Genomic DNA, 19,982 nt, shown 5'->3' with positions numbered 1-19,982 from the left:
GCGCAGCCGTGGGTGTCGGGCAGACTGGGGCAGCATCATGGTGCGAACCTCTCCGGCGTGGTGGGCGGCCGGCGGCCTCGTGGCTGCCGCGGGCGTCCATGCTGCGCGGACGTTCGGGGCCGTCCGCCCCCAGTTGTGGCGACCCGAGCTGCTCTCGGCGTCCTCGGTCAGCGACGAACGGGACCTGGCCGACCTGCGCGAGATGCTGGGCCTCCCCACCGGCGGGCGTCCCGGGGTGGAGGTCACCCGGCGCACGGCCGTCCACGGGGACCACCGGGTCCCCGTGCTGTGGTTCGAGCCACGGCGTCGGACGGGACCCGGGGCCTACGTGTGGCTCCACGGCGGCGGGCTCGTCGCCGGCAGCGCGGCGGCCGACACCAGCCACTGCAGCCGGGTGGCCGCGGAGCTGGGCATCCCGGTGGTCGCGGTCGACTACCGGCTCGCTCCCGAGGACCCGTTCCCGGCCGCGTTGGAGGATGCGAGGGCGACCCTGCGGTGGGTGCTCGACGGCGCCGCCGATGCCGGCGTGGATCCGGCGCGGATCGCGATCGGGGGTGCGAGCGCTGGCGGTGGCCTGGCGGCGGCGGTGTGCCAGCTGGTGCGCGACCTCGGGGAGCCCGGTGCCTGCCTGCAGGTGCTGCGCTACCCGATGCTCGACCACCGCACGCGCCGTGGCCGGACGTGGCGGCGCTACGCTTGGAGCCCGGCGTCGAACCGCTTCGCGTGGCGCTGCTACCTCGGCGCCGAGGTCGACGCCGGTGCCGACCCGCCGGCGTACGCCGTGCCCGCGCTGGCGCGCGACCTGGCCGGCCTGCCGCCGGCCTGGATCGGCATCGGGGAGGCCGACCTCTTCCACGACGAGGCCCGCCGTTACGCCGCGCGGCTGGTCGCCGACGGGGTGCCGACGGTGTTCGACGCGGTCCCCGGGATGTACCACGGCGCCGAGGGCACCGCACCGGACGCACCCGCGATGCGGGCGTTCGTGGCGCGCGAGATGCGCGCACTGGGCGACGGGGTCGCCGGCATGGGGCAGACTTCGCTGCCATGACGTGGCAACTGGGGGACCGGCTCGTCGGTGCCCATCGCGACCGGCTGGTCGGCGTCGGGGTCCGCCCCGACGTGCTCGACTCCCTCGAGCTCCGCGAGGTCCGCGGACCGCTGCCGCCGTGGTGGCACGAGCAGCGCAACGTGCTCTACGTCCGCCCCGGCGTCACCGTGCCGGAGGAGCTGATCGGTGCCATGGCGCTGATCCCCTTCGAGGACGCCCTGCTGGTCATCGCCAGCACGGTCGAGAACATGGCCAAGCTGCACCTGGGCGGGGGCGGGGCGACGGTCTTCCTCGGGCCCGACAGCAGCTACACCGCCACCGACCTCTACTGCGGCGCGGACTCCAGCATCGTGCTCAACGCTGGCACCACCGCCACGCGGTGCGCCGTCCTGGACGCGCGCAACGGTGGGTCCATCGTCGCCCAGCCCGACCAGCTGTGGGCCGCGGACGTCTACCTCGCCACCGACGACATGCACCGGTTGGGCGACGCCGTGACCGGCGAACGGCTCAACCCGTACGGCGCCCACATCCGGCTGGGGGAGCACGTGTGGCTGGGGCGGGACGTGATCCTCACCGGCCACGTCGAGGTCGGCGAGGGCGCCGTGGTGGGCCTGCGCAGCCTGGTGCGCAACCAGGACGTGCCGCCCGCGACCGCGGTGGCCGGCGTCCCCGCCCGCGTCATCCGCAAGGACGTCGTCTGGAGCGAGGAGGACACGCCCTGACCCGCGGGCCGGTCAGGGCGTGAGGACCGCCTGCATCGCGTCGCCGTAGATCTCGATGATGCGGTCGGCGCTGGCGCCGAGCAGCTCCTCGCGCCGCTGCACGAAGAGCGCGTTGAGCAGCCCGTTCATCTGGGCCCCGGCCAGCAGCACCCGCAGCTCGCGGTCCTCGCCGTCGAGACGGTCGACCAGGGGGTCGACGAAGAGCTCCTTGGAGCGTCGGCCGAGCTCGGTGCCGATCTTGGGGTGGTGGGCGGCCCGGGTCAGGGGGAGGAACGCGTTGCGGAACTGCTCGCCCTCGTCGCTGAGGAAGTAGGCGACCATCCGGCGGCCGATCGCCTCCAGCGGGCCGCGGAGCACCTCCTGGATCCCGTCCCCGGTCTGCATCACCTCGAGGAAGAGCTCCTCCTTGGACCCGAAGTGCCGGATCACCAGCGCCGGGTCGATGTCGGCACGCGAGGCGATGGCGCGGACCGAGGCGCCGTCGTACCCGTGCTCGTCGAACATTTCCCGTGCGGCGGTGGCGATCGCCTCCCGAGTGGCGCGGCCGGCCGGACGGAGTCGCGTCTGGTCAAAGGGCTCGGTCACCCCGTCATCCTAAGCCTGCCGTGCGGCACGATGGGCCGGTGAGCGTTCCGATGCTGTCTGCCGACCCCACCGCGGACGAGGCCCGTCGCGCCGGCCTGCGCCGGATGCGGACGGTCGCGTTCGCACTGCTGGTCCTCGCCGCCGTGGTGTACGCCGCCACCCTGGACCGCGACGGGTGGCTCGGCTTCGTCAACGCCGGTGCGGAGGCCTCGATGATCGGTGCGATCGCCGACTGGTTCGCCGTCACCGCCCTGTTCAAGCACCCGCTGGGACTGCCGATCCCGCACACCGCGCTGGTGCCGCGACGCAAGGACGACCTGGCCCAGGGGCTGGAGCAGTTCGTGGGGGAGAACTTCCTGCAGGAGGAGGTGATCCGCGAGCGGATCGACGCGATCGGCATCTCCGGGCGTGTCGGGGCGTGGCTGGCGGTGCCGGCCAACGCCGAGCGCGTCGTGGACGAGGGCAGCGAGCTGTTGCGGATCGGGTTGGCCAAGGTGCGCGACGACCACATCGAGGCGCTGGTGACCGAGGCGCTGGTGCCGCGGCTCCGCGAGGAGCCGCTGGCCCCGCTGGCGGGCGGCCTGCTCTCGGAGGTGCTCGCCGACGACCTGCACCACGGGCTGGTGGACCTCGTGCTCGAGGAGCTGCACGGCTGGTTGGTCGCCAATCCGGACACGGTCCAGGACGTGCTGGAGGAGCGGGCGCCGTGGTGGGCACCGCAGGGACTCAACGACATGGTGACCTCGCGGCTGCACACCGAGATGGTGCGCTGGGTCGCCGAGATCCGGAGCGCGCCGACCCATCGCGCACGTCGCGCGCTCGACTCGATGCTGCACCAGCTGGCGGCGGACCTGCTGGAGGACCCCGACACCCAGGCCCGCACCGAGCGGCTCAAGGAACGGGTGCTGGACCATCCGGCGGTGCTCAACACGGCCACGGCGATCTGGCAGGCACTGCGCCGCGCCCTCATCGCCTCGCTCGACGACCCGCAGGGGGCGGTGCGTGAGCGGGTGCTGGTCGAGGTCCGCGCCGGCGCCGACCGGCTGCAGCAGGACGCGGCGCTGCGCGCGCGCCTGGACCGGATGGCGGCAGACCTGGCCGTGTTCGCGGTCGACCGCTACGGCACCGAGATCACCGCGGTGATCAGCCACACCATCGGCAAGTGGGACGGTCGTGAGGCGGCGAAGAAGATCGAGCTCCACGTCGGGCGTGACCTGCAATTCATCCGCATCAACGGCACGATCGTGGGTGGCCTGGTCGGCGTGGTCATCCATGCGCTGTCCCTGGCCGTCCACTGAGTCGCGACCGGAGGCCCGGACCTAGGATGGGGGCATGCTCGAACCCGTGGACGTCCCGATCTCCGACGGCAGCATCAAGCTCGGCCAGTTCCTCAAGCTCGCCAACCTGGTCGAGTCCGGATCGGAGGCCAAGCCGTTGCTGGCCGGTGGCATGGTGCGCGTCAACGACGAGGTCGAGACGCGCCGCAGCCGCCAGCTCCAGGTGGGCGACGTGGTGAAGGTCGCCACCGAGGCCGCACGCGTCGCCGGGGAGTAGCGACCGCGTCGTCCCCGGCGGCCGCGCCGAGCCCGTTGGTCGGGCCGAGCCCATTGGTCGGGCCGAGCCCGTTGGTCGAGCCTGTCGAGACCTAGCGGACGTCGACCAGGTCCACGACGAAGATCAGCGTCTCGCCGCCGGCGATGACCGGGGGAGCGCCGCGGTCGCCGTACCCCAGGTGCGGCGGGATCACCAGCTGCCGCCGGCCGCCGACCTTCATGCCCTGCACGCCGGTGTCCCACCCGGCGATGACCTGGCCGGCGCCGAGCTGGAACTGCAACGGCTGGCCGCGGTTGTAGGAGGCGTCGAACTCCTCGCCGGTCGAGTGCGCCACGCCGACGTAGTGCACGCTGACGGTGTGGCCGGCCTGCGCCTCGGCGCCGTCGCCCTCGGTCACCTCGGTGACCGCCAGGTCGGTCGGCGGCTCCAGACCGGGGAACTCGATCTCGGGCTTCTGCGGGTTGCTCATGCTCGCGACCCTACGGCAGCCCGGTGCCGTCGGGGCAGTCGCTGTCGCGGCCCGGCACGACCTGCCGTGTCGCGGGGAGGTACGCCGCGGCGCGGCTGCGTCCGAGGTTCCACTCCAGCCAGTCGTCGCGATCACGGACCCGCCCGGCCAGGGCACAGTCCTCGAGGTCGTCGGGCAGTTCCTCGACCAGCGTCGGGACGGCGTCCTGGGAGAGCCCCTGCAGGTAGGGCCAGTCGACCCTGCCGGTCTCGGCATAGCGGTCGAGGTTGCGTTCGGCGATCCAGGCGTCGGGGTTGAGGGCGACGATCCCCAGCAGGGCGACCGTGCCGGTGACGAGGGCGAAACGGGGGAGCCACCGCGCGCGCAGCCCGACCCCGGCGACCAGCATCGCGACGACCAGGACCCCCACCCAGCCCTCGAAGGCCGTCACCAGCAGGCGGAGCTCGGTGAAGCCGTACGCCTCCTGGTAGAGGTCCATGCGGTGCAGCGCCGAGGCGACCACGACCAGTGTCTGCACGCCCAGCAGGCCGAGCGCGCCGCGCAGCCACCCGCGGTCGGGCGCCGTACCCCGCGGAGCCTTGCGGGCCGCCGCCCAGGTCACCAGCAGCGTCAGGGCCGTCGCCACGGTGAGCTGGCCGAACCCCTGGTGCACGTACTCGGCGTAGGTCAGGCCGGTGGTGCGCTGCAGGTGGCCGTGGCCGCCGAACACCACGGTCGCCTGGGCCAGCAGGAAGGCGGCGAACACGGCGTTGACGACCATCACCGGCACCAGCCACTCGTAGCGCCGCGACACCGGCGGCACGTCGGTCGGCATGCGGTCGACGTCCGGCGGGTTCAGGGCGAGGTACGACGCCGCCAGCACCACGCCGCCCACGGCGACGGTGAGGAACGCACGCAGGACGACCGTCTGCGCGGAGAGGTCGGGGAGCAGCGCGGTCACCCACTCGGCGAGCAGCGCGTCGGCGGTGGCGAAGAGGGCGCCGAAGACCAGCAGCGCCAGCAGCGACCAGACGGTCGTGCGCAGCAGTGCCGCACCGTGGCCGCCGCCGGTCAGCACCCGCAGCGTGCGGCCCAGCCACGGGAGCCCACGTACGCCGGCCAGCGGCACCGCGACCGCGGCTGCGGCGAACCCGGACACGGTGCGTCCGCCGGCGACGCCGACCGCGGTCAGCAGGCCACCGAGCAGGACGCACAGCACCAGGACCCAGTCCGCGTCCCGGACCGAGGTGGCCACCGCGAGGAGGACGCACAGGGCGGCGCAGAGCAGGGTGAAGGGCTCGCGCCGGCGTCGGCTCGCCGTCAGGATCGCAGTGCCGGCGGCCAGCAGCACCAGCGTGGTGCCCACGCCGGCGTCGCGGAAGGGCAGCACGATCGCCGCCAGGACACCCACGCCGAGGGCCGCCAGCAGGACGGGGAGGCGGGCGGCGGTCCGGTCCGGCCACAGCGAGCCGAAGAAGTCCTCCAGCAGGCCGGGCGAGGCGACCGGCGTGACGGCCTGCTCCGGTGCTGCCGGTGGTGGCGGGGACGCAGTGGTGGGCACGGGGGACTCCTCGTGGTCGGGGACGGGGCCGGGGCGGCCGGTGGGACGGAGGGGGAGGTCGACGCGGACGAGGGCGCCCGTGCCGGTCGCGGGGTCGTGGAACGCGATGCTGCCGCCGTGCAGGTCGCTGACCCACCGTGCGATCGCCAGCCCGAGACCGGTCCCGCCGGTGGCGTCGGTGGTGCCGGCGGTGCGCGCCGTACCGAAGGGCTCGAAGACCCGCTCGCGGTCCGCGGCGGGGAGGCCGGGACCCTCGTCGTGCACGGAGAGTCGGTAGTGCTCGTCGGAGGTCTCGACGTCGACGTGGACCGTGCCGTCGCTCGGACTGTGGCGGGAGGCGTTGTCGAGCAGGTTGGTCACCAGCTGCCGCAGTCGGTCCGGGTCGGCGTGGACGACCAGGTCCGGCGAGACGTCGACGGCGAAGGCCACGTCGCGACCGAGGGCGGAGACCTCCTCGACCGCGTCCGTGACCAGGGCGTCGAGCCGGACCGGTTGCGGCGAGAAGGCGGCGCGACCCGCGTCCTCCCGGGCCAGGTCGAGCAGGTCCTCGACCAGGTCCGACATCCGCTCGGCGCGCGCCAGGGCGGCCGGCACCGAGTCGACGCCGTCGTCGACGCCGTCCACGACGTTCTCCAGCAGGGCACGCAGGCCGGCCAGCGGCGTCCGCAGCTCGTGGCTCACGTTGGCCACGAGGGCACGGCGTTGCCGGTCGACGTCGGCGAGGTCGGCGGCCATCGCGTTGAAGGTGTGGGCCAGTTCGCCGACCTCGTCCCGCGAGGTGGCCGTCACCCGCACCGTGTAGTCGCCGGTGGCCATGCGGCGCGCGGCGGCGGTCATCTCCCGCAGCGGCGCCACCATCCCCACTGCGAGCAGCTGGGTGACCGCCAGCGCGAGGGCGATGGCGACCGGGATGCCCAACCACAGCGGTACGCCGCTGGCGCGCCCCAGCACGCCCACCAGCGCCGCCACGGTGACGCTCGCCGCCACCAGGAGGCCCAGCTTGAGCTTGATCGAGCGCAGCGGGGCGAGGGGCGTCGACGTCACGTGGCGTCCCCGGTCTCCAGGGCGTAGCCCACGCCGTGCGAGGTGCGGATCCGGTCGTGGCCCACCTTCGACCGCAGCCCCTTGACGTGGCTGTCGACGGTGCGGGTCGTGGTCGCGTCCTGCCAGCCCCAGACCTCGGCCATCAACCGCTCCCGCGACACCACGGCGCCCGGGGACGCCGCCAGGCACTGCAGCAGGTCGAACTCGGTCGGCGTCAGCCGCACCTCGACGCCGTCGCGCCACACACGGCGCGCCGCCACGTCCAGGTGCACGTCGCCCAGCACCAGTGAACGTTGCTGCTGGAGCACGCCCGCGCGCTCGACCCGTCGCAGCAGTGCCGCGACGCGGGCCACGAGCTCCCGCATCCGGAAGGGCTTGGTGAGGTAGTCGTCGGCACCGACCCCCAGGCCGACCAGCACGTCGGCCTCGTCGGTGCGGGCGGTGAGCATCAGCACCGGCACGGGACGTTCGGCCTGGATGCGACGGCAGACCTCGTGCCCGTCGAACCCGGGCAGCATCACGTCGAGGACGACGAGGTCCGGGTGGTGCTCACGGCACGCGGCGACCGCGCCGGGACCGTCCACGGCGCGGTGGACGTCGTACCCCTCGGCGGCGAGGCGGTCGGCGACCGCCTGGTTGATGACGGGGTCGTCCTCGACCACGAGGACCCGTCGTGCTGCGCTGCTCATGGCAGCAGGTTAGGAGCGAACCTCGGCAGGATCGGCGTACGACGTGTGGAGGTTCTGTGCAGATCAGCTCTGGTGCACGTAGTGGTCGAGCTGGTCGCGCTCGAACTCGAGCTGCTCGATCTTGTGCTTGACCAGGTCGCCGATGCTGACGATGCCCACGGCCAGGCCGTCCTCGACGACCGGCACGTGGCGGAAGCGGCGCCGTGTCATCGAGCCCATGACGTCGTCGAGGGTGTCGTCGGTGGTGCAGGTCTCGACGACGTCGGTCATGATCGCGCCGACGGTGTTGTTGATGACGGTGCCGTCGTGGTGGAGGTGCCGGACCACGTCGCGTTCACTGACGATGCCGTCGAGGTGCTCCCCGTCGCGGCTGACGATCAGGGCGCCGATGTTGTGCTCGGCGAGCATGGCGATCAGCTCGCGGACCCCGGCCTCGGGGGTGATGGTCACGACGCCCTGGGTCTGCTTGGCCTGCAGGATCTCACCGATGCGCATGTGACCCAGATTACTCAGGGGGCGGGTCCTCGGCCACCGGTTCGCGGCGCTGTCTCAACTCCGAGACGGTGCCGCCGCGGGAGGGCTGCCAGTCGGCGTCGTGGTTGTCGTCGGGCAGCGAGCCGAGGAAGGACAGCGCGGCGTCGTGCAGGTGGCCGTTGGTGGCCAGCGCGTTGCCGCCCCACGGGCCCGGCGTCCCCTCCAGCGAGGTGAACTGGCCGCCGGCCTCGCGGACGATGATGTCCAGCGCCGCCATGTCGTAGACCTCGAGCTCGGGCTCGGCGGCGACGTCGACCGCCCCCTCCGCGAGCAGCATGTAGGACCAGAAGTCGCCGTAGGCGCGCGTGCGCCAGCAGCTGCGCATCAGGGCGAGGAAGTCCTCGCCGCGGCCGCGTTCCTCCCAGCCGCTGAGCGAGGAGAAGGACAGCGAGGCGTCCTCGAGGCGGCGTACGTCGCTGGTGCGGCACTCGGTCGCCTTCAGCAGCGACTTGCCCGTCCATGCGCCGCCGCCGACCGAGGCCCACCAGCGGCGCTGCAGCAGGGGAGCGGATACGACGCTGAGGACGACCTCGTCCTCCACGGCGAGCGCGATGAGCGTGGCCCACACGGGGACGCCGCGGACGAAGTTCTTGGTGCCGTCGATCGGGTCGATGATCCAGCGCCGCTGGGAGTGGCCCGCGCTGCCCTGCTCCTCGCCGGTGACGGCGTCGCGGGTGCGGACGCGGGACAGCGTGCGCCGGATCGACTCCTCGACCGCCTGGTCGGCGTCGGTCACCGGCGTCAGGTCCGGCTTGCTCATCACGTGCAGGTCCAGCGCCTTGAAGCGAGCCTGGGTGAGCGAGTCGGCATCATCGGCCAGCAGGTGTGCCAGCCGGAGGTCGTCGGTGTAGTCGGTGGCCACGCGGTCAGGGTATTGCCTGCTGCCTTTCGCGGCCGACATCGGGCACGCTGGGGGCATGGAGATCAACGGACTGCCGCTGCACCCGCTCGCCGTCCACGGTGCGGTGGTGCTCGCACCGATCGCGTCGCTGGTGGCCCTGGCCTACCTCGTCCCCGCGCTCCGGGACCGGCTGCGGTGGCCCACGCTGGTGCTGGCGCTCGTCGCGGCGGCCGCGGTGCTGGTCGCCTACTTCTCAGGCGACAGCTTCCGGGAGGCCAACGACTTCTTCAACGACCCCGGCGCGCCGGTCACCGAGAAGATCGACACCCACGAGGACCGCGGCGCGCTGCTGATGTGGTGGAGCCTGGCCTTCGCCGCCATCGCGGTGATCACCACCGCGTTGCACCGACGCGACGGCTGGGTCCGGTGGCTGCTGGCAGCGCTCCTCGCCGTCGACGCGGTCGCGGTGCTCGTCCTCGTCGTCCTCACCGGCGACTCCGGCGCCCGCGCCGTCTGGGACGGCTTCGCCGGCTGATCCGTCGACCGGGGAGGGCTGCGTGCACCCACTGCGCGCGATCCTCCCCGATCGTGTGTCCTGACGGGCGCCGACTTCTCCACAGGAGCGCCCCGAGTGCCTTGGTGGAGTCCACCGCGAGCGGTAGGACGGAGCCATGGACGTCGCCGAGCTGCTCGCGAGCCAGGACGGGGTCGTCGCGCGCCGTCAGGTGCTGGCCGCCGGGGAGGACGGCGGCGACGTCGCGCGCCGCCTGCGGCGCCGTGAGTGGGTGGTCGTGCATCCCGGGGTGTACGTCGACCACACCGGTCCACTCACCTGGCAGCAGCGTTCGTGGGCCGCCGTCCTGGCGTGCTGGCCCGCGGCACTGGCCGGCTGGTCCGCGATCCGCGCCCATGAGGGGCCGGGCCCGCGTGGTGGCGCCGAGGGGCCGGTGGAGGTCGTCGTCGCCCATCGACGACGCATCCGCACGCCCGAGGGAGTGGTGGTTCGGCGTGATCGCCACCTCGACGACCGGGTCCAGTGGAACCGGTCGCCGCCGCGGATGCGGTACGACGCCGCCGTGCTCGCGCTCGCAGCAGGTGCAGCGACCGACATGGCTGCCGTCGCCGTCCTCGCCGACGCCTGCGGGGCGCGGCGTACGACGGCCGCACGCCTGCGGCGCCAGGCCTCCGCGACGCCGCGACTGCGCCGGCGAGCGTGGCTCCTGGCGGTGCTCGACGACGTCGCCGAGGGCACGTGCTCGGTGCTCGAGCATGCCTACCTGCGGCGGGTGGAGCGTGACCACGGCCTCCCGCGCGGTCAACGGCAGGTCCCGGCGATCGCGGGTGGCCGACGCATGATGCGCGACGTGGTCTACGCGGGCCGTTCACCGGCCTGGACGCAGGTGGTCGAGCTCGACGGGCGGTTGTTCCACTCCTCCGCCGAGTCACGCGACCGTGACCTCGAGCGGGACCTCGACGCCGCGCTCGACGGTGCCGACACGGTGCGCCTGGGATACGCACAGGTCGTCGCGCGGCCGTGCGCCACCGCGGCGAAGATCGCCGCGCTGCTGCGGCGTCGCGGCTGGGAGGGTGCGCTGCGTCCGTGTGCCGACTGCCAGGAGTCATCACCGGGGAGGGTTGCGTGAACCCACTGCGCGCGATCCTCCCCGATCGTGCCGGTCAGCGGTCGGCGGCGGTGCGGGCGGCGAGCAGGCGTCGGTAGGACGCGATCCGTTCGGGGTCGGCGCCGCCGAGGTCGAGGCCGCACTCGGGCTCGGCGTCGCCGTGGGTGCAGCCGCGGGGGCAGTCGACGGTGAGCTCGGCCAGGTCGGGGAACGCGCCGATGAGGTCGCCGGGCTCGACGTGCGCGAGGCCGAAGGAGCGGATGCCGGGGGTGTCGACCAGCCACGAGTCCGCCGCGTCGGGCAGTGCGAGCATCACCGCCGAGGTCGAGGTGTGGCGGCCCCGGCCGGTCACGTCGTTGACGCCGCCGGTCTCGCGGTCCGCCTCGGGGACCAGGGCGTTGAAGAGCGTGGACTTGCCGACCCCGCTGTGGCCCAGCAGCACGCTGGTGCGCCCCACCAACCGTTCGCGCACCGCCTCGACCCCGAGGATGGTCCGATCGGTGGCGCTGGCCCTCCGGGTGACCACCGACGGCACCCCGAGCGCGCGGTAGGTCGCCAACAGCTCCTCGGGGTCGGCGAGGTCGGACTTGGTCAGGCACAGCAGCGGCTCGATGCCGGCGTCGTACGCCGCCACGAGGGCGCGGTCGATGAGCCCGTGCCGCGGCTCGGGGTCGGCCAGCGCGGTGACGATCATGAGCTGGTCGGCGTTGGCGACCACGACGCGTTCGTGCGGGTCGTCGTCGTCGGCGGTGCGACGCAGCACGGTCTGGCGCTGCTGCACCTCGACGATCCGCGCCAGGGTGCCGTCGGCGCCGGAGACGTCGCCGACCACCCGCACGTGGTCGCCCACGACGACGGCCTTGCGCCCCAGCGGGCGCGCCTTCATGGCGGTGACGACCACGTCGTCGACCAGCGTCGTGTAGCGACCGCGGTCGACGGCGACCACCAGGCCCTCGCGGGCGTCGGCGTGGGCGGGACGGTCCTTCGTCCGGGGCCGGGTGCGTCGCCGCGGACGCTCGTAGTGCTCCACGTCGTGCTCGGTGTAGCGGCGACCCATCGACGGCTCAGAACAGCGAGGCCCAGAAGCCCGCGAAGTCGGGGAAGGTCTTCGAGGTGGTGGCGACGTCCTCGACCAGGACGTCGGGCGCCGCCGCGCCGACCACGACGCCGGCGTGGGCCATGCGGTGGTCGGCGTAGGTGCGGAAGCGGCCGCCGTGCAGCGGGGCGGGAGTGAACCGCAGGCCGTCGGGGAGCTCGGTGACCGCGGCGCCGAGCCCGCCGAGCTCGGCGGCGAGGGCGGCGAGGCGGTCGGTCTCGTGGCCGCGGATGTGGCCGACGCCGGTGAGGTGGGACGGCGTCGCGGCAACCGCGCAGAGGGCGGCGACGACGGGCGTGAGCTCGCCGACGTCGTGCAGGTCGGCGTCGATGCCCTGCAGGGTGCCCGGTGCCGGTCCGGTGACCTGCAGGCCGTGCTCGAGGTGGGTGACGGTGCACCCCATGCGTGCCAGCAGGTCCCGCCAGGCGTCCCCGGCCTGGGTGGTGGCGCTCGGCCAGTCGCGCACGGTGACGGTGCCGCCGGTGACCGCGGCGAGCGCGAGGAAGGGGCCGGCGTTGGACAGGTCGGGCTCGATCTCGGTGTCCAGGGCGGCGATGGCGCCGGGGGAGACGACCCAGCGGTTCGCGTCGGCGTCGTCGACGGCGACACCGCGTTCGCGCAGCATCGCGACGGTCATGGCCACGTGCGGCAGGGAGGGGATCGGCTTGCCGTCGTGACGTACGTCGACGCCCTGCTCGAAGCGCGCGCCGGCGAGCAGCAGCGCGGACACGAACTGCGAGGACGTGGAGGCGTCGATGGTCACCCTGCCGCCCGGGACGCCGCCCTCGCCGTGCACCGTGAATGGCACGCCGTCGCCGGTGACGGTCACGCCGAGGTCACGCAGCGCGGCGAGCACTTCGCCGACCGGACGGTTGCGCAGGTGGGCGTCGCCGTCCAACGTCGCGTCGCCGCGGCCGAGCGCGGCCACGGGCGGCACGAAGCGCACCACGGTGCCGGCGAGACCGCAGTCGATCGTGGTGTCGTCGGTCGCGGTGCCCGGCGTGACTGCCCAGTCCTCGCCCTCGGTGTCGACCGTGGCGCCGAGCGAGGTGAGTGCGCGCGCCATCAGCTCGGTGTCGCGCGAGCGCAGGGCGCGGCGTACGACGGACGGACCGTCGGCCAGCGCGGCCAGCACGAGTGCCCGGTTGGTGAGCGACTTGCTGCCGGGCAGGCGGACGGTGGCGTCCACCGGTGCCGTCGCCACGGGAGCGGGCCAGGGGTCGGCGACGGGCGGGGCGGGCGGCATGATGCGACGATTCTAGGGGTCGATCACCGATACGCTGGCGGCATGTGCGGTCGCTACGCCTCCAGCCGCTCGCCGGAGGACCTCGCCGAGGAGTTCGAGATCCTCGACCCGCGGCTCGAGCGCGCGCTGCCGCCGGACTACAACGTGGCCCCCACCGACGAGGTGTACGCCGTCCTTGACCGCCCACCCAAGGGTGAGACCGAGGTGGTGCGCCAGTTGCGGGTGGTGCGCTGGGGGCTGGTGCCCTCGTGGGCGAAGGACCCGTCGATCGGCAGCCGGATGATCAACGCACGGATGGAGACGGTGGCCGCCAAGCCGGCGTTCCGGCGGGCGTTCGCCAAGCGCCGCTGTCTCGTGCCGGCCGACGGCTACTACGAGTGGTACCCCACCGAGCAGCGCACCGCGAAGGGCAAGCAGCGCAAGCAGCCCTTCTACATCCATCCCGTCGACGGCTCCTCGCTGGCGATGGCCGGCCTCTACGAGCTCTGGCGCGACCCCACCCGTGCCGACGACGACCCGGAGCGGTGGCGCTGGACGTGCACGGTGCTGACCACCAGCGCCCCCGACGACCTGGGCCACATCCACGACCGGATGCCCCTGCTGGTCACCCCCGAGCGCCGCGACGCGTGGCTGGACCCGGCCTCGGGGTCCGAGGACGTCCTGGACCTGCTCGTGCCCGCCCAGCAGCACGGGCTGGAGGCCCATCCGGTCTCCACGGCGGTCGGCAACGTGGCCAACAACGGTCCCGAGCTGGTCGAGCCGCTTCCCCCCGAGGACCTGCCGACGATCCAGGAGAGCCTGCTGTGAACACGCGGTGGACCGCATGAGCGAGGAACGCATCATCCCCACGCCACAGGGGGAGGGGCGCCTGGTCACCAAGCGCGCCCGCCACCCGATCGGCACGCTGCTGCTCAGCCACGGCGCCGGCGGCGGCATCGACGCGCGCGACCTCCTCGCGCTCGAACGACGACTGCCGGGCCAGGGCATCACCGTGATGCGCTTCGAGCAACCCTGGCGGCGCGCCGGACGCAAGGTCGCCACCCCGCCGGCGACGCTGGACGAGGCGTTCCGGGCGGCGGCCGACTCGATCCGGGTCCGCACCCCGCTCGTGGTGGGCGGTCGCTCGGCCGGCGCGCGGTCGGCGGCCCGGTGCGCGCGGGACCTGGCGGCCGTCGGCTGCCTGGCGCTGTCCTTCCCGCTCTACCCGCCGGGCAGGCCGGAGAAGTCGCGCCTCGACGAGCTCGCCGACGTCGGCGTCCCCACCCTGGTGGTGCAGGGGGAGCGCGACCCGATGGGCCGTCCCGAGGAGTTCCCGAGCCCGCTGCCCGGCCAGGTCGACCTCAGCGTGGTGCCGGCGGCCGACCACGGCCTGGGGGTGCCCAAGCGGGCCGACCTGACCGAGGACGACGCGATGGAGATCGTGGTCGAGTCCACGCTGGAGTGGCTGGTCCGCGAGGTCCTCGGGAATGAGCGGCGCTGATCGGGCGTTCTGCTGTGCATGACGGCAGTGCTGGATCGCCCCGTCGACGCGCGCGACGTAGGCTGGGGCCTGATGACCGAGACCCAGATCGACGTGGCGGCCGAGACCGAGGCCGAGCGTTCGGCGCGCTTCGAGCGCGACGCGTTGCCCCACCTCGACCAGTTGTACGCCGCGGCGATGCGCATGACCCGCAACCCCGCGGACGCCGAGGACCTGGTGCAGGAGACCTTCGCGAAGGCCTTCACCAAGTTCCACCAATTCAAGCCGGGCACCAACCTCAAGGCCTGGCTCTACCGCATCCTGACCAACACCTTCATCAACTCCTACCGCAAGAAGCAGCGCCAGCCGCAGCAGTCACTCACCGGCGAGGACGGTGAGATCGAGGACTGGCAGCTGGCGCGGGCGGAGGCCCACACCTCCGGTGGGCTGAAGTCGGCCGAGACCGAGGCGCTGGAGCACCTGCCCGACACCGAGGTGAAGCAGGCGCTCCAGGAGCTCCCCGAGGAGTTCCGCCTCGCGGTCTACCTCGCCGATGTCGAGGGGTTCGCCTACAAGGAGATCGCCGAGATCATGGACACGCCGATCGGGACGGTCATGTCGCGCCTGCACCGTGGTCGTCGCCAGCTGCGCGACATGCTGTCGGAGTACGCCGCCACCCGCAACGGGGTTCCCGGCGAGGGGGCGGTCTGAGATGGCTCACGAGCACGCCGGCACCGAGGACTGCTCCTCCTTCCTCGACCGCATCATGCGCATGATCGACAACGAGCTCGAGGAGGGTGACTGTGCGGTCGTGCGCGAGCACCTGGACTCGTGCAACCCCTGCCTGGAGAGCTACGACCTGCAGCGCACCGTGAAGATGCTCGTGGCCCGGTCCTGCTCCGAGACGGCTCCGGCCGAGCTGCGCGAGCGGGTGCGGGTCAGCATCCGGGCGGTCCAGGTGCAGATCCGCGACGAGAACGGCTGAGCAGCAGCCCCAGCACGACGAAACCCCCGGACCGATGGTCCGGGGGTTCGTTGCTTCTCGACGGTCAGCCGCCGAGGGGGCGCTTGCCGTGGTTGGCATTGTTCTTGCGACGCGCCTTGCGCTTGCGTCCACGCTTGCTCATGGTTCCTCCTCGAAGGTCGAGACGTGCCAGTTTGTCAGTCGGGGCGGCTCAACCCGTAATCCGCGACAGGAACTTCTCGCTGTCGACGATGATGCGGGTGACCTCTCCGGACCCGACGAGCTTGCCCGGCGTGCCGTCGGTCGAGTGACGGGCCGAGACCGAGAACCGGCGCAGCCGGCCGTCGCTGTGCGCGAGCCGGGCGGTCACGTGCACCTCCTGCCCGACGGGGCTGGCGGCGAGGTGCTCCAGGTCGATGCGTGTGCCGACGCTGGTCTCGCCCTCGCGCAACTCCTCGGCGACGGCCGCGCAGGTCGCGGCCTCGCACCAGGCGAGCAGTCGTGGGGTCCCGAGCACCGGCAGGTCGCCGGACCCCACGGCAGCGGCGGTGTCGTCCTCGGTCACGGTGTGGGTCTGCTCGGCGGCGTCCGCCACGGTGGCCTCCTCAGATGCCGAAGGTGTTGCGGGGGTAGGGGGCGTTGACGTCGGTGATGACGTTGATCAGGTAGGGAGCGTTGGCCGCGAAGCCGCGGTCCAACGCCTCGCCGATCCGCCCCGGGTCGGTGACGACCTCACCGGCGCCGCCGAGGGCCTTGACGACCTCGTGGTACTGCGTGCGCTCGGCCAGGTCGGCGGCGACGTCGTAGCCGTAGAGCATCTGCATCGGGCCCTTCTCCAGGCCCCACGCGGAGTTGTTGCCCATGACCATGACGACGGGCAGGTTGTGGCGCACCAGCGTGTCGACGTCCATCAGCGAGAAGCCGGCGGCGCCGTCGCCGAGGAGCAGCACGACCTGCGAGGACGGGCGGGCGATGCGGGCGGCGATCGCCGCGCCGAGCCCGGCGCCGAGGCAGCCGTACGGGCCGGGGTCGAGCCAGCAGCCGGGGCGCTGGGGCTCGACGAACTTGCCGGCGAAGGAGACGAAGTCGCCGCCGTCGCCGATGACCACGGCGTCCTCGGCGAGCCGGGGCACCAGTTCGCCGTAGATGCGGGCCGGGTGGATCGGGTCGGCCTCGGCGTGCAGCAGCGCGTTGTCGCGCTCGACGGCGGCCTGCACGGTCTGCTGCAGGTCCCCGGTCCAGCCGGACCAGTCCCGCGGGCCGGCGCGGTCGATCCCGGCCAGCAGCCCGTCCAGCACGGCCGACAGGTCGCCGGAGACGGACGCGGCGAGGTCGGCGTGCCCGGAGACCTGGTCGGGTGAGTCGGCGACGTGGACGACGCGTGCGGTGCCGTTGCCGTCCTCGTCGCCGCCGAAGACGCCGTAGCCCAGGCGGAAGTCCAGGGGCGTGCCGACGACCACGACCAGGTCGGCGCCCTTGAGCGCGGCCCCGCGGGCCTTGGTCATCAGCATCGGGTGGCCGCCGGGCACGATGCCGCGTCCCATGCCGTTGGTGATGGTCGGGATCTTGACGCCCTCGACGAGCCGGAGGGCGGCGTCCTCGGCGCCGTCGGCCCACACGTCGGTGCCGAGGATGAGCACCGGGCGCTCGGCCTGCGCGATCAGCGACGCGACGTGGTCCACCGCGCCGGCGTCGGGGGCGGTGCGCTCCGGGGCCAGGGCGGGCACCGTGCCGGTCCCGGCGTTGAAGAACTCGTCCATGCCGACGTCGACGTACGCCGGACCGCGGTGGGAGCTGCGGGCCGCGGTGAAGGCCTCGTGCATCCCCTCGGCGACGTCGTCGGCGGTGGGGATGGTGCGGGCGTACTTCGTGACGCTCTCGACGATCGGCACGTGGTCGATCTCCTGCAGCGCGCCCTTGCCCCACTGGTTGTTGGGGGCGCGTCCGCCGACGACGACCATCGGGGAGCCGTTGAACGTGGCCTGCGCCAGGGTGCTGACGCCGTTGGTGACACCGGGACCCGCGGTGAGCACGGCGAGGCCGGGCACCCGGGTGAGCTTGCCGGTCGCCTCGGCGGCGAAGGCCGCGGTCTGCTCGTGGCGCACGTCGAGCAGGCGCATCGTGTCCCCGGCCTCGGCGGCCTTCACGGCGCCGTCGTACATCGGGAACACGTGGGCACCGGAGAGGGTGAACATGGTCTCCACGCCGTGGGCGCGGGCGACGTGCACCGCCAGTTCGCCGGCGTGGCCGCTGATCTCGTTTCCGCTCATGGGAGCAACCTACTCACTGGTACGCAGGCCGGGGTGGACGGCGCGGAGCCGGTCGATCACCGAGAGGACCAGGTCGGCCCGGTCCGGCGGCGGGTCCGGCGCGAGGCTGAGGAGCAGGTAGAGCGCGCGGAGGTACGCCGCAGCGTCGGTGAGCCGCTCGAGCCATGCCTCGACCACGTCGGTGGGCACCAGGCCCCGGCGCAGCACCGCCATGGTGGCCTCGGCCAGCCGGTCGACGGAGTCGAGCCGCTCGAGGCCGACGGCGCGTTCGCCGATCACGTCGAGCACGACCGCCAGTTCGGCACCGGCGCAGGCGGGGTGGTGGGCGAGCGCGGCGACGGCGTCGGCGCCGCGCGCCGTGGCCGACTCCTCGGGCTCCTCCAGCCACCACGTGACGAGGCGGTCGCCCCAGGTGAGCACCTGCTCGGCGGGCACCCGCCGGGTGGCCTCGTCGCGGGCGATGCACTGCCCCAGCACCACCGCGGAGCTGGTGCGCCGCTCCCGCACGCCGGAGCCGAGTCCGGCGACCATGCCGTCACCCAGACCGGGGAGCAGGTCGTCGTAGACCCCGCGCCGCAGCCACGTCCGCAAGGCCGCCACTGCGGTGTCCTCGCGCACCCGGTCGTCGGCGTGCCCGAGCATCTCGGTGAGCTCGGCGGTCAGCTCCGACAGCGACGGCTCGTCGGGCACCGGGAAGTCCGACCGCGACAGTTCCTCCCAGGCATCCCTCCGCACGCCTCCATCCTGCCAGCGGCCCGGCAGCCGTCGGCACCCCCCACCGGGACCGAGCCTAGGCTGGTCCCGTGCCGTCGCTGTCCGAGATCGCCCACCGCCACACCCGACTGGGGGCGGCGGACATCGCCTGGCTCCAGCTGCTGCAGGCGGACTGGCAGATCATCGCCGACCTCTCCTTCGCCGACCTGGTGCTCTGGCTGCCCGACAGGGACGGTGACGGCTTCTGGGCCGGCGGCCAGATCCGGCCGACCACCGGGCCGACGGCGTACGACGACGACATGATCGGCGAGCACCTGCCGGCAGGGCGGCGGCCGCTGGTGGACACCGCCTACGAGCAGCGGCGGGTGACCCGCGAGGGTGACCCGGAGTGGCGCAACGACGTCCCGGTGCGCACCGAGGCGGCACCGGTGCGCCGCGAGGACCGTGTCATCGCGGTGATCGGGCGCAACACCAACCTGCTCGGGGTGCGTCCGCCGAGCCGGCTGGAGATCTCCTACGTCCAGACGGCCGGCGAGCTGATCCAGATGATCGCCCGCGGGCTCTTCCCGGCGCCGGGCCAGCGCAGCGACCACGCGGACTCGCCGCGGGTCGGTGACGGGTTCGTGCGCGTCGACGCGACCGGCCGCGTGCAGTACGCCAGCCCCAACGCGCTGTCGCTCTACCGCCGGTTGGGCGTCGCCGGCGACCTCACCGGGGAGCTGCTGACCGACGTCACCCGCGAGCTCGTGCCGTTGCGCAGTCGGCCGGACGAGGAGACGCTGAGCGCAGTGCTGGGCGGCCGTGCCCACCGTGACATGGAGGTCGATGCCGGGGACGTGGCGCTCATCGCGCGCTCGATCCCGTTGCGTCCTCGCGGTGAGCGCGAGGGGGGCCTGATCCTCACCCGCGACGTGACCGCGCTGCGTGACCGCGACCGGGAGCTGATCACCAAGGACGCCACGATCCGCGAGATCCACCACCGGGTGAAGAACAACCTGCAGACGGTGGCGGCGCTGCTCCGGCTCCAGGCCCGTCGCATCGACGCGCCCGAGGCGACCACGGCGCTGGAGGAGGCGGTGCGCCGGGTGGGGTCGATCGCGATCGTGCACGAGACGCTGAGCCATGCGGTGGAGGAGACGCTGGACTTCGACGGTGTCGCGGACCGGTTGGCCAAGCTGGTCACCGACGTGGGGTCGCTCTCGGCGGCGATCCGCGTCCGGCGCGAGGGCTCGTTCGGCATGCTCGACGCCGAGCGCGCCACCCCGCTGGCGATGGTGCTGACCGAGCTGCTGCAGAACGCCGTCGAGCACGGCTACGACGGGGAGGTGAGCACCGGGGACGGCGAGATCGTGCTCGCCGTGGATCGCCGGAGCGCCACGCTGGGCGTCGTCATCGACGACGACGGCCGCGGGCTGCCTGCCGGTTTCGACCTGGAGACGCGGGCGAGCCTGGGCCTCTCGATCGTCCGGACGCTGGTGGAGTCCGAGCTCGGGGGTCAGCTGGTCCTGGGGGCCTCGGCGACCGGAGGCACCCGCGTCGATCTCTCGATCCCGCTCGACCGGCCCTGACCCGGGGCAGCGGTCGG

Annotated in this window: 23 protein-coding genes; 11 read left to right on the top strand and 12 right to left on the bottom strand. The window is 73.3% G+C overall.

The window, feature by feature from the left end; genetic code table 11:
• Positions 1–37 precede the first annotated feature (37 nt).
• Positions 38–1,048 (top strand): alpha/beta hydrolase, encoded by a 1,011-nt coding sequence (locus KUV85_RS08430; protein ID WP_219962765.1) that lies wholly within the window; start codon positions 38–40, stop codon positions 1,046–1,048.
• Positions 1,045–1,770, top strand: coding sequence for an acyltransferase (locus KUV85_RS08425; RefSeq protein ID WP_219962764.1), 726 nt, complete (start codon positions 1,045–1,047; stop codon positions 1,768–1,770). Before KUV85_RS08430 ends, KUV85_RS08425 begins: the two co-directional genes overlap by 4 nt.
• 12 nt (positions 1,771–1,782) lie before the next feature.
• Here KUV85_RS08425 and KUV85_RS08420 read toward each other — a convergent pair whose 3' ends face one another.
• Complete coding sequence (locus KUV85_RS08420) at positions 1,783–2,355, bottom strand: TetR/AcrR family transcriptional regulator (protein ID WP_219962763.1); 573 nt, start codon at positions 2,353–2,355, stop codon at positions 1,783–1,785.
• A gap of 38 nt (positions 2,356–2,393) precedes the next feature.
• Between KUV85_RS08420 and KUV85_RS08415 the strand changes: the two genes are divergently transcribed.
• On the top strand, positions 2,394–3,653 hold the full coding sequence (locus KUV85_RS08415) for a DUF445 domain-containing protein (RefSeq protein ID WP_219962762.1): 1,260 nt from the start codon (positions 2,394–2,396) through the stop codon (positions 3,651–3,653).
• Between the two features lie 34 nt (positions 3,654–3,687).
• Positions 3,688–3,909, top strand: a complete 222-nt coding sequence (locus KUV85_RS08410) for an RNA-binding S4 domain-containing protein (RefSeq protein ID WP_219962761.1) — start codon at positions 3,688–3,690, stop codon at positions 3,907–3,909.
• A 91-nt stretch (positions 3,910–4,000) separates the two neighbouring features.
• On the opposite strand, the gene KUV85_RS08405 is transcribed toward KUV85_RS08410, so the two are convergent.
• From KUV85_RS08405 to KUV85_RS08385, 5 genes are all read right to left on the bottom strand, one after another.
• Positions 4,001–4,378, bottom strand: coding sequence for an FKBP-type peptidyl-prolyl cis-trans isomerase (locus KUV85_RS08405; RefSeq protein ID WP_219962760.1), 378 nt, complete (start codon positions 4,376–4,378; stop codon positions 4,001–4,003).
• Between the two features lie 10 nt (positions 4,379–4,388).
• Entirely contained in the window at positions 4,389–6,962 is a 2,574-nt protein-coding gene (locus tag KUV85_RS08400) for a DUF4153 domain-containing protein (protein WP_219962759.1), read from the bottom strand.
• On the bottom strand, positions 6,959–7,651 hold the full coding sequence (locus KUV85_RS08395; RefSeq protein WP_219962758.1) for a response regulator transcription factor: 693 nt from the start codon (positions 7,649–7,651) through the stop codon (positions 6,959–6,961). The genes KUV85_RS08400 and KUV85_RS08395 overlap by 4 nt, the downstream gene beginning before the upstream one ends.
• Positions 7,652–7,714: 63 nt before the next feature.
• A complete protein-coding gene (locus KUV85_RS08390) occupies positions 7,715–8,146 on the bottom strand; it encodes a CBS domain-containing protein (protein WP_219962757.1) in 432 nt (143 codons plus the stop codon).
• Positions 8,147–8,156: 10 nt separating this feature from the next.
• Entirely contained in the window at positions 8,157–9,086 is a 930-nt protein-coding gene (locus KUV85_RS08385) for an inositol monophosphatase family protein (protein ID WP_219962756.1), read from the bottom strand.
• Between the two features lie 16 nt (positions 9,087–9,102).
• On the opposite strand from KUV85_RS08385, the gene KUV85_RS08380 reads away from it, so the two are divergent.
• Positions 9,103–9,561: a DUF2231 domain-containing protein gene (locus tag KUV85_RS08380; protein WP_219962755.1), complete on the top strand. Its 459-nt coding sequence runs from the start codon at positions 9,103–9,105 to the stop codon at positions 9,559–9,561.
• A gap of 136 nt (positions 9,562–9,697) precedes the next feature.
• On the top strand, positions 9,698–10,669 hold the full coding sequence (locus tag KUV85_RS08375) for a hypothetical protein (RefSeq protein ID WP_219962754.1): 972 nt from the start codon (positions 9,698–9,700) through the stop codon (positions 10,667–10,669).
• A 34-nt stretch (positions 10,670–10,703) separates the two neighbouring features.
• Here the strand turns inward: KUV85_RS08375 and rsgA are convergent, their stop codons facing one another.
• Positions 10,704–11,705 (bottom strand): ribosome small subunit-dependent GTPase A, encoded by a 1,002-nt coding sequence (gene rsgA / locus KUV85_RS08370; protein WP_219962753.1) that lies wholly within the window; start codon positions 11,703–11,705, stop codon positions 10,704–10,706.
• A 7-nt stretch (positions 11,706–11,712) separates the two neighbouring features.
• Entirely contained in the window at positions 11,713–12,990 is a 1,278-nt protein-coding gene (aroA, locus tag KUV85_RS08365) for a 3-phosphoshikimate 1-carboxyvinyltransferase (RefSeq protein ID WP_219962752.1), read from the bottom strand.
• A gap of 42 nt (positions 12,991–13,032) precedes the next feature.
• Between aroA and KUV85_RS08360 the strand changes: the two genes are divergently transcribed.
• The 4 genes from KUV85_RS08360 to rsrA all read left to right on the top strand — a co-directional run bounded on the left by KUV85_RS08360 (position 13,033) and on the right by rsrA (position 15,434).
• On the top strand, positions 13,033–13,797 hold the full coding sequence (locus KUV85_RS08360) for an SOS response-associated peptidase (protein WP_219962751.1): 765 nt from the start codon (positions 13,033–13,035) through the stop codon (positions 13,795–13,797).
• A gap of 16 nt (positions 13,798–13,813) precedes the next feature.
• Positions 13,814–14,470: an alpha/beta family hydrolase gene (locus tag KUV85_RS08355; RefSeq protein ID WP_219962750.1), complete on the top strand. Its 657-nt coding sequence runs from the start codon at positions 13,814–13,816 to the stop codon at positions 14,468–14,470.
• Positions 14,471–14,542: 72 nt separating this feature from the next.
• Positions 14,543–15,160, top strand: coding sequence for a sigma-70 family RNA polymerase sigma factor (locus KUV85_RS08350; RefSeq protein ID WP_219962749.1), 618 nt, complete (start codon positions 14,543–14,545; stop codon positions 15,158–15,160).
• Between the two features lies 1 nt (position 15,161).
• Complete coding sequence (gene rsrA, locus KUV85_RS08345; protein WP_219962748.1) at positions 15,162–15,434, top strand: mycothiol system anti-sigma-R factor; 273 nt, start codon at positions 15,162–15,164, stop codon at positions 15,432–15,434.
• A 64-nt stretch (positions 15,435–15,498) separates the two neighbouring features.
• On the opposite strand, the gene KUV85_RS17690 is transcribed toward rsrA, so the two are convergent.
• From KUV85_RS17690 to KUV85_RS08330, 4 genes are read right to left on the bottom strand one after another with little or no spacing between them, the layout of a single operon-like run.
• Entirely contained in the window at positions 15,499–15,576 is a 78-nt protein-coding gene (locus KUV85_RS17690) for a 50S ribosomal protein bL37 (RefSeq protein WP_425299401.1), read from the bottom strand.
• 48 nt (positions 15,577–15,624) lie between these two features.
• Positions 15,625–16,008 carry a thioesterase family protein gene (locus KUV85_RS08340; protein ID WP_219962747.1) on the bottom strand — a complete coding sequence of 128 codons (384 nt, stop codon included), beginning with the start codon at positions 16,006–16,008 and terminating at the stop codon, positions 15,625–15,627.
• Positions 16,009–16,018: 10 nt separating this feature from the next.
• Positions 16,019–17,683: an acetolactate synthase gene (locus tag KUV85_RS08335; protein WP_219962746.1), complete on the bottom strand. Its 1,665-nt coding sequence runs from the start codon at positions 17,681–17,683 to the stop codon at positions 16,019–16,021.
• 9 nt (positions 17,684–17,692) lie between these two features.
• On the bottom strand, positions 17,693–18,418 hold the full coding sequence (locus KUV85_RS08330) for a DUF2785 domain-containing protein (RefSeq protein WP_219962745.1): 726 nt from the start codon (positions 18,416–18,418) through the stop codon (positions 17,693–17,695).
• A gap of 68 nt (positions 18,419–18,486) precedes the next feature.
• Between KUV85_RS08330 and KUV85_RS08325 the strand changes: the two genes are divergently transcribed.
• Positions 18,487–19,965: a sensor histidine kinase gene (locus KUV85_RS08325; protein WP_219962744.1), complete on the top strand. Its 1,479-nt coding sequence runs from the start codon at positions 18,487–18,489 to the stop codon at positions 19,963–19,965.
• Positions 19,966–19,982 lie beyond the last annotated feature (17 nt).

The organism is Nocardioides panacisoli, from assembly GCF_019448235.1.
Taxonomy (GTDB): Bacteria; Actinomycetota; Actinomycetes; order Propionibacteriales; family Nocardioidaceae; genus Nocardioides; species Nocardioides panacisoli_A.
Note: the sequence above shows the minus strand (reverse complement) of the source record. Positions and strands in the feature narration are given on the sequence as shown.

Coding starts and splice junctions, on each gene's coding strand:
- KUV85_RS08430 (WP_219962765.1), top strand. CDS start 38: ATGGTGCGAACCTCTCCGGCGTGGTGGGCGGCCGGCGGCCTCGTGGCT.
- KUV85_RS08385 (WP_219962756.1), bottom strand. CDS start 9,086: ATGTCGGCCGCGAAAGGCAGCAGGCAATACCCTGACCGCGTGGCCACC.
- KUV85_RS08355 (WP_219962750.1), top strand. CDS start 13,814: ATGAGCGAGGAACGCATCATCCCCACGCCACAGGGGGAGGGGCGCCTG.
- KUV85_RS08390 (WP_219962757.1), bottom strand. CDS start 8,146: ATGCGCATCGGTGAGATCCTGCAGGCCAAGCAGACCCAGGGCGTCGTG.
- KUV85_RS08335 (WP_219962746.1), bottom strand. CDS start 17,683: ATGAGCGGAAACGAGATCAGCGGCCACGCCGGCGAACTGGCGGTGCAC.
- KUV85_RS08405 (WP_219962760.1), bottom strand. CDS start 4,378: ATGAGCAACCCGCAGAAGCCCGAGATCGAGTTCCCCGGTCTGGAGCCG.
- KUV85_RS08395 (WP_219962758.1), bottom strand. CDS start 7,651: ATGAGCAGCGCAGCACGACGGGTCCTCGTGGTCGAGGACGACCCCGTC.
- KUV85_RS08380 (WP_219962755.1), top strand. CDS start 9,103: ATGGAGATCAACGGACTGCCGCTGCACCCGCTCGCCGTCCACGGTGCG.
- rsrA (WP_219962748.1), top strand. CDS start 15,162: ATGGCTCACGAGCACGCCGGCACCGAGGACTGCTCCTCCTTCCTCGAC.
- KUV85_RS08410 (WP_219962761.1), top strand. CDS start 3,688: ATGCTCGAACCCGTGGACGTCCCGATCTCCGACGGCAGCATCAAGCTC.
- KUV85_RS08350 (WP_219962749.1), top strand. CDS start 14,543: ATGACCGAGACCCAGATCGACGTGGCGGCCGAGACCGAGGCCGAGCGT.
- KUV85_RS08425 (WP_219962764.1), top strand. CDS start 1,045: ATGACGTGGCAACTGGGGGACCGGCTCGTCGGTGCCCATCGCGACCGG.
- rsgA (WP_219962753.1), bottom strand. CDS start 11,705: ATGGGTCGCCGCTACACCGAGCACGACGTGGAGCACTACGAGCGTCCG.
- KUV85_RS08360 (WP_219962751.1), top strand. CDS start 13,033: ATGTGCGGTCGCTACGCCTCCAGCCGCTCGCCGGAGGACCTCGCCGAG.
- aroA (WP_219962752.1), bottom strand. CDS start 12,990: ATGCCGCCCGCCCCGCCCGTCGCCGACCCCTGGCCCGCTCCCGTGGCG.
- KUV85_RS08375 (WP_219962754.1), top strand. CDS start 9,698: ATGGACGTCGCCGAGCTGCTCGCGAGCCAGGACGGGGTCGTCGCGCGC.
- KUV85_RS17690 (WP_425299401.1), bottom strand. CDS start 15,576: ATGAGCAAGCGTGGACGCAAGCGCAAGGCGCGTCGCAAGAACAATGCC.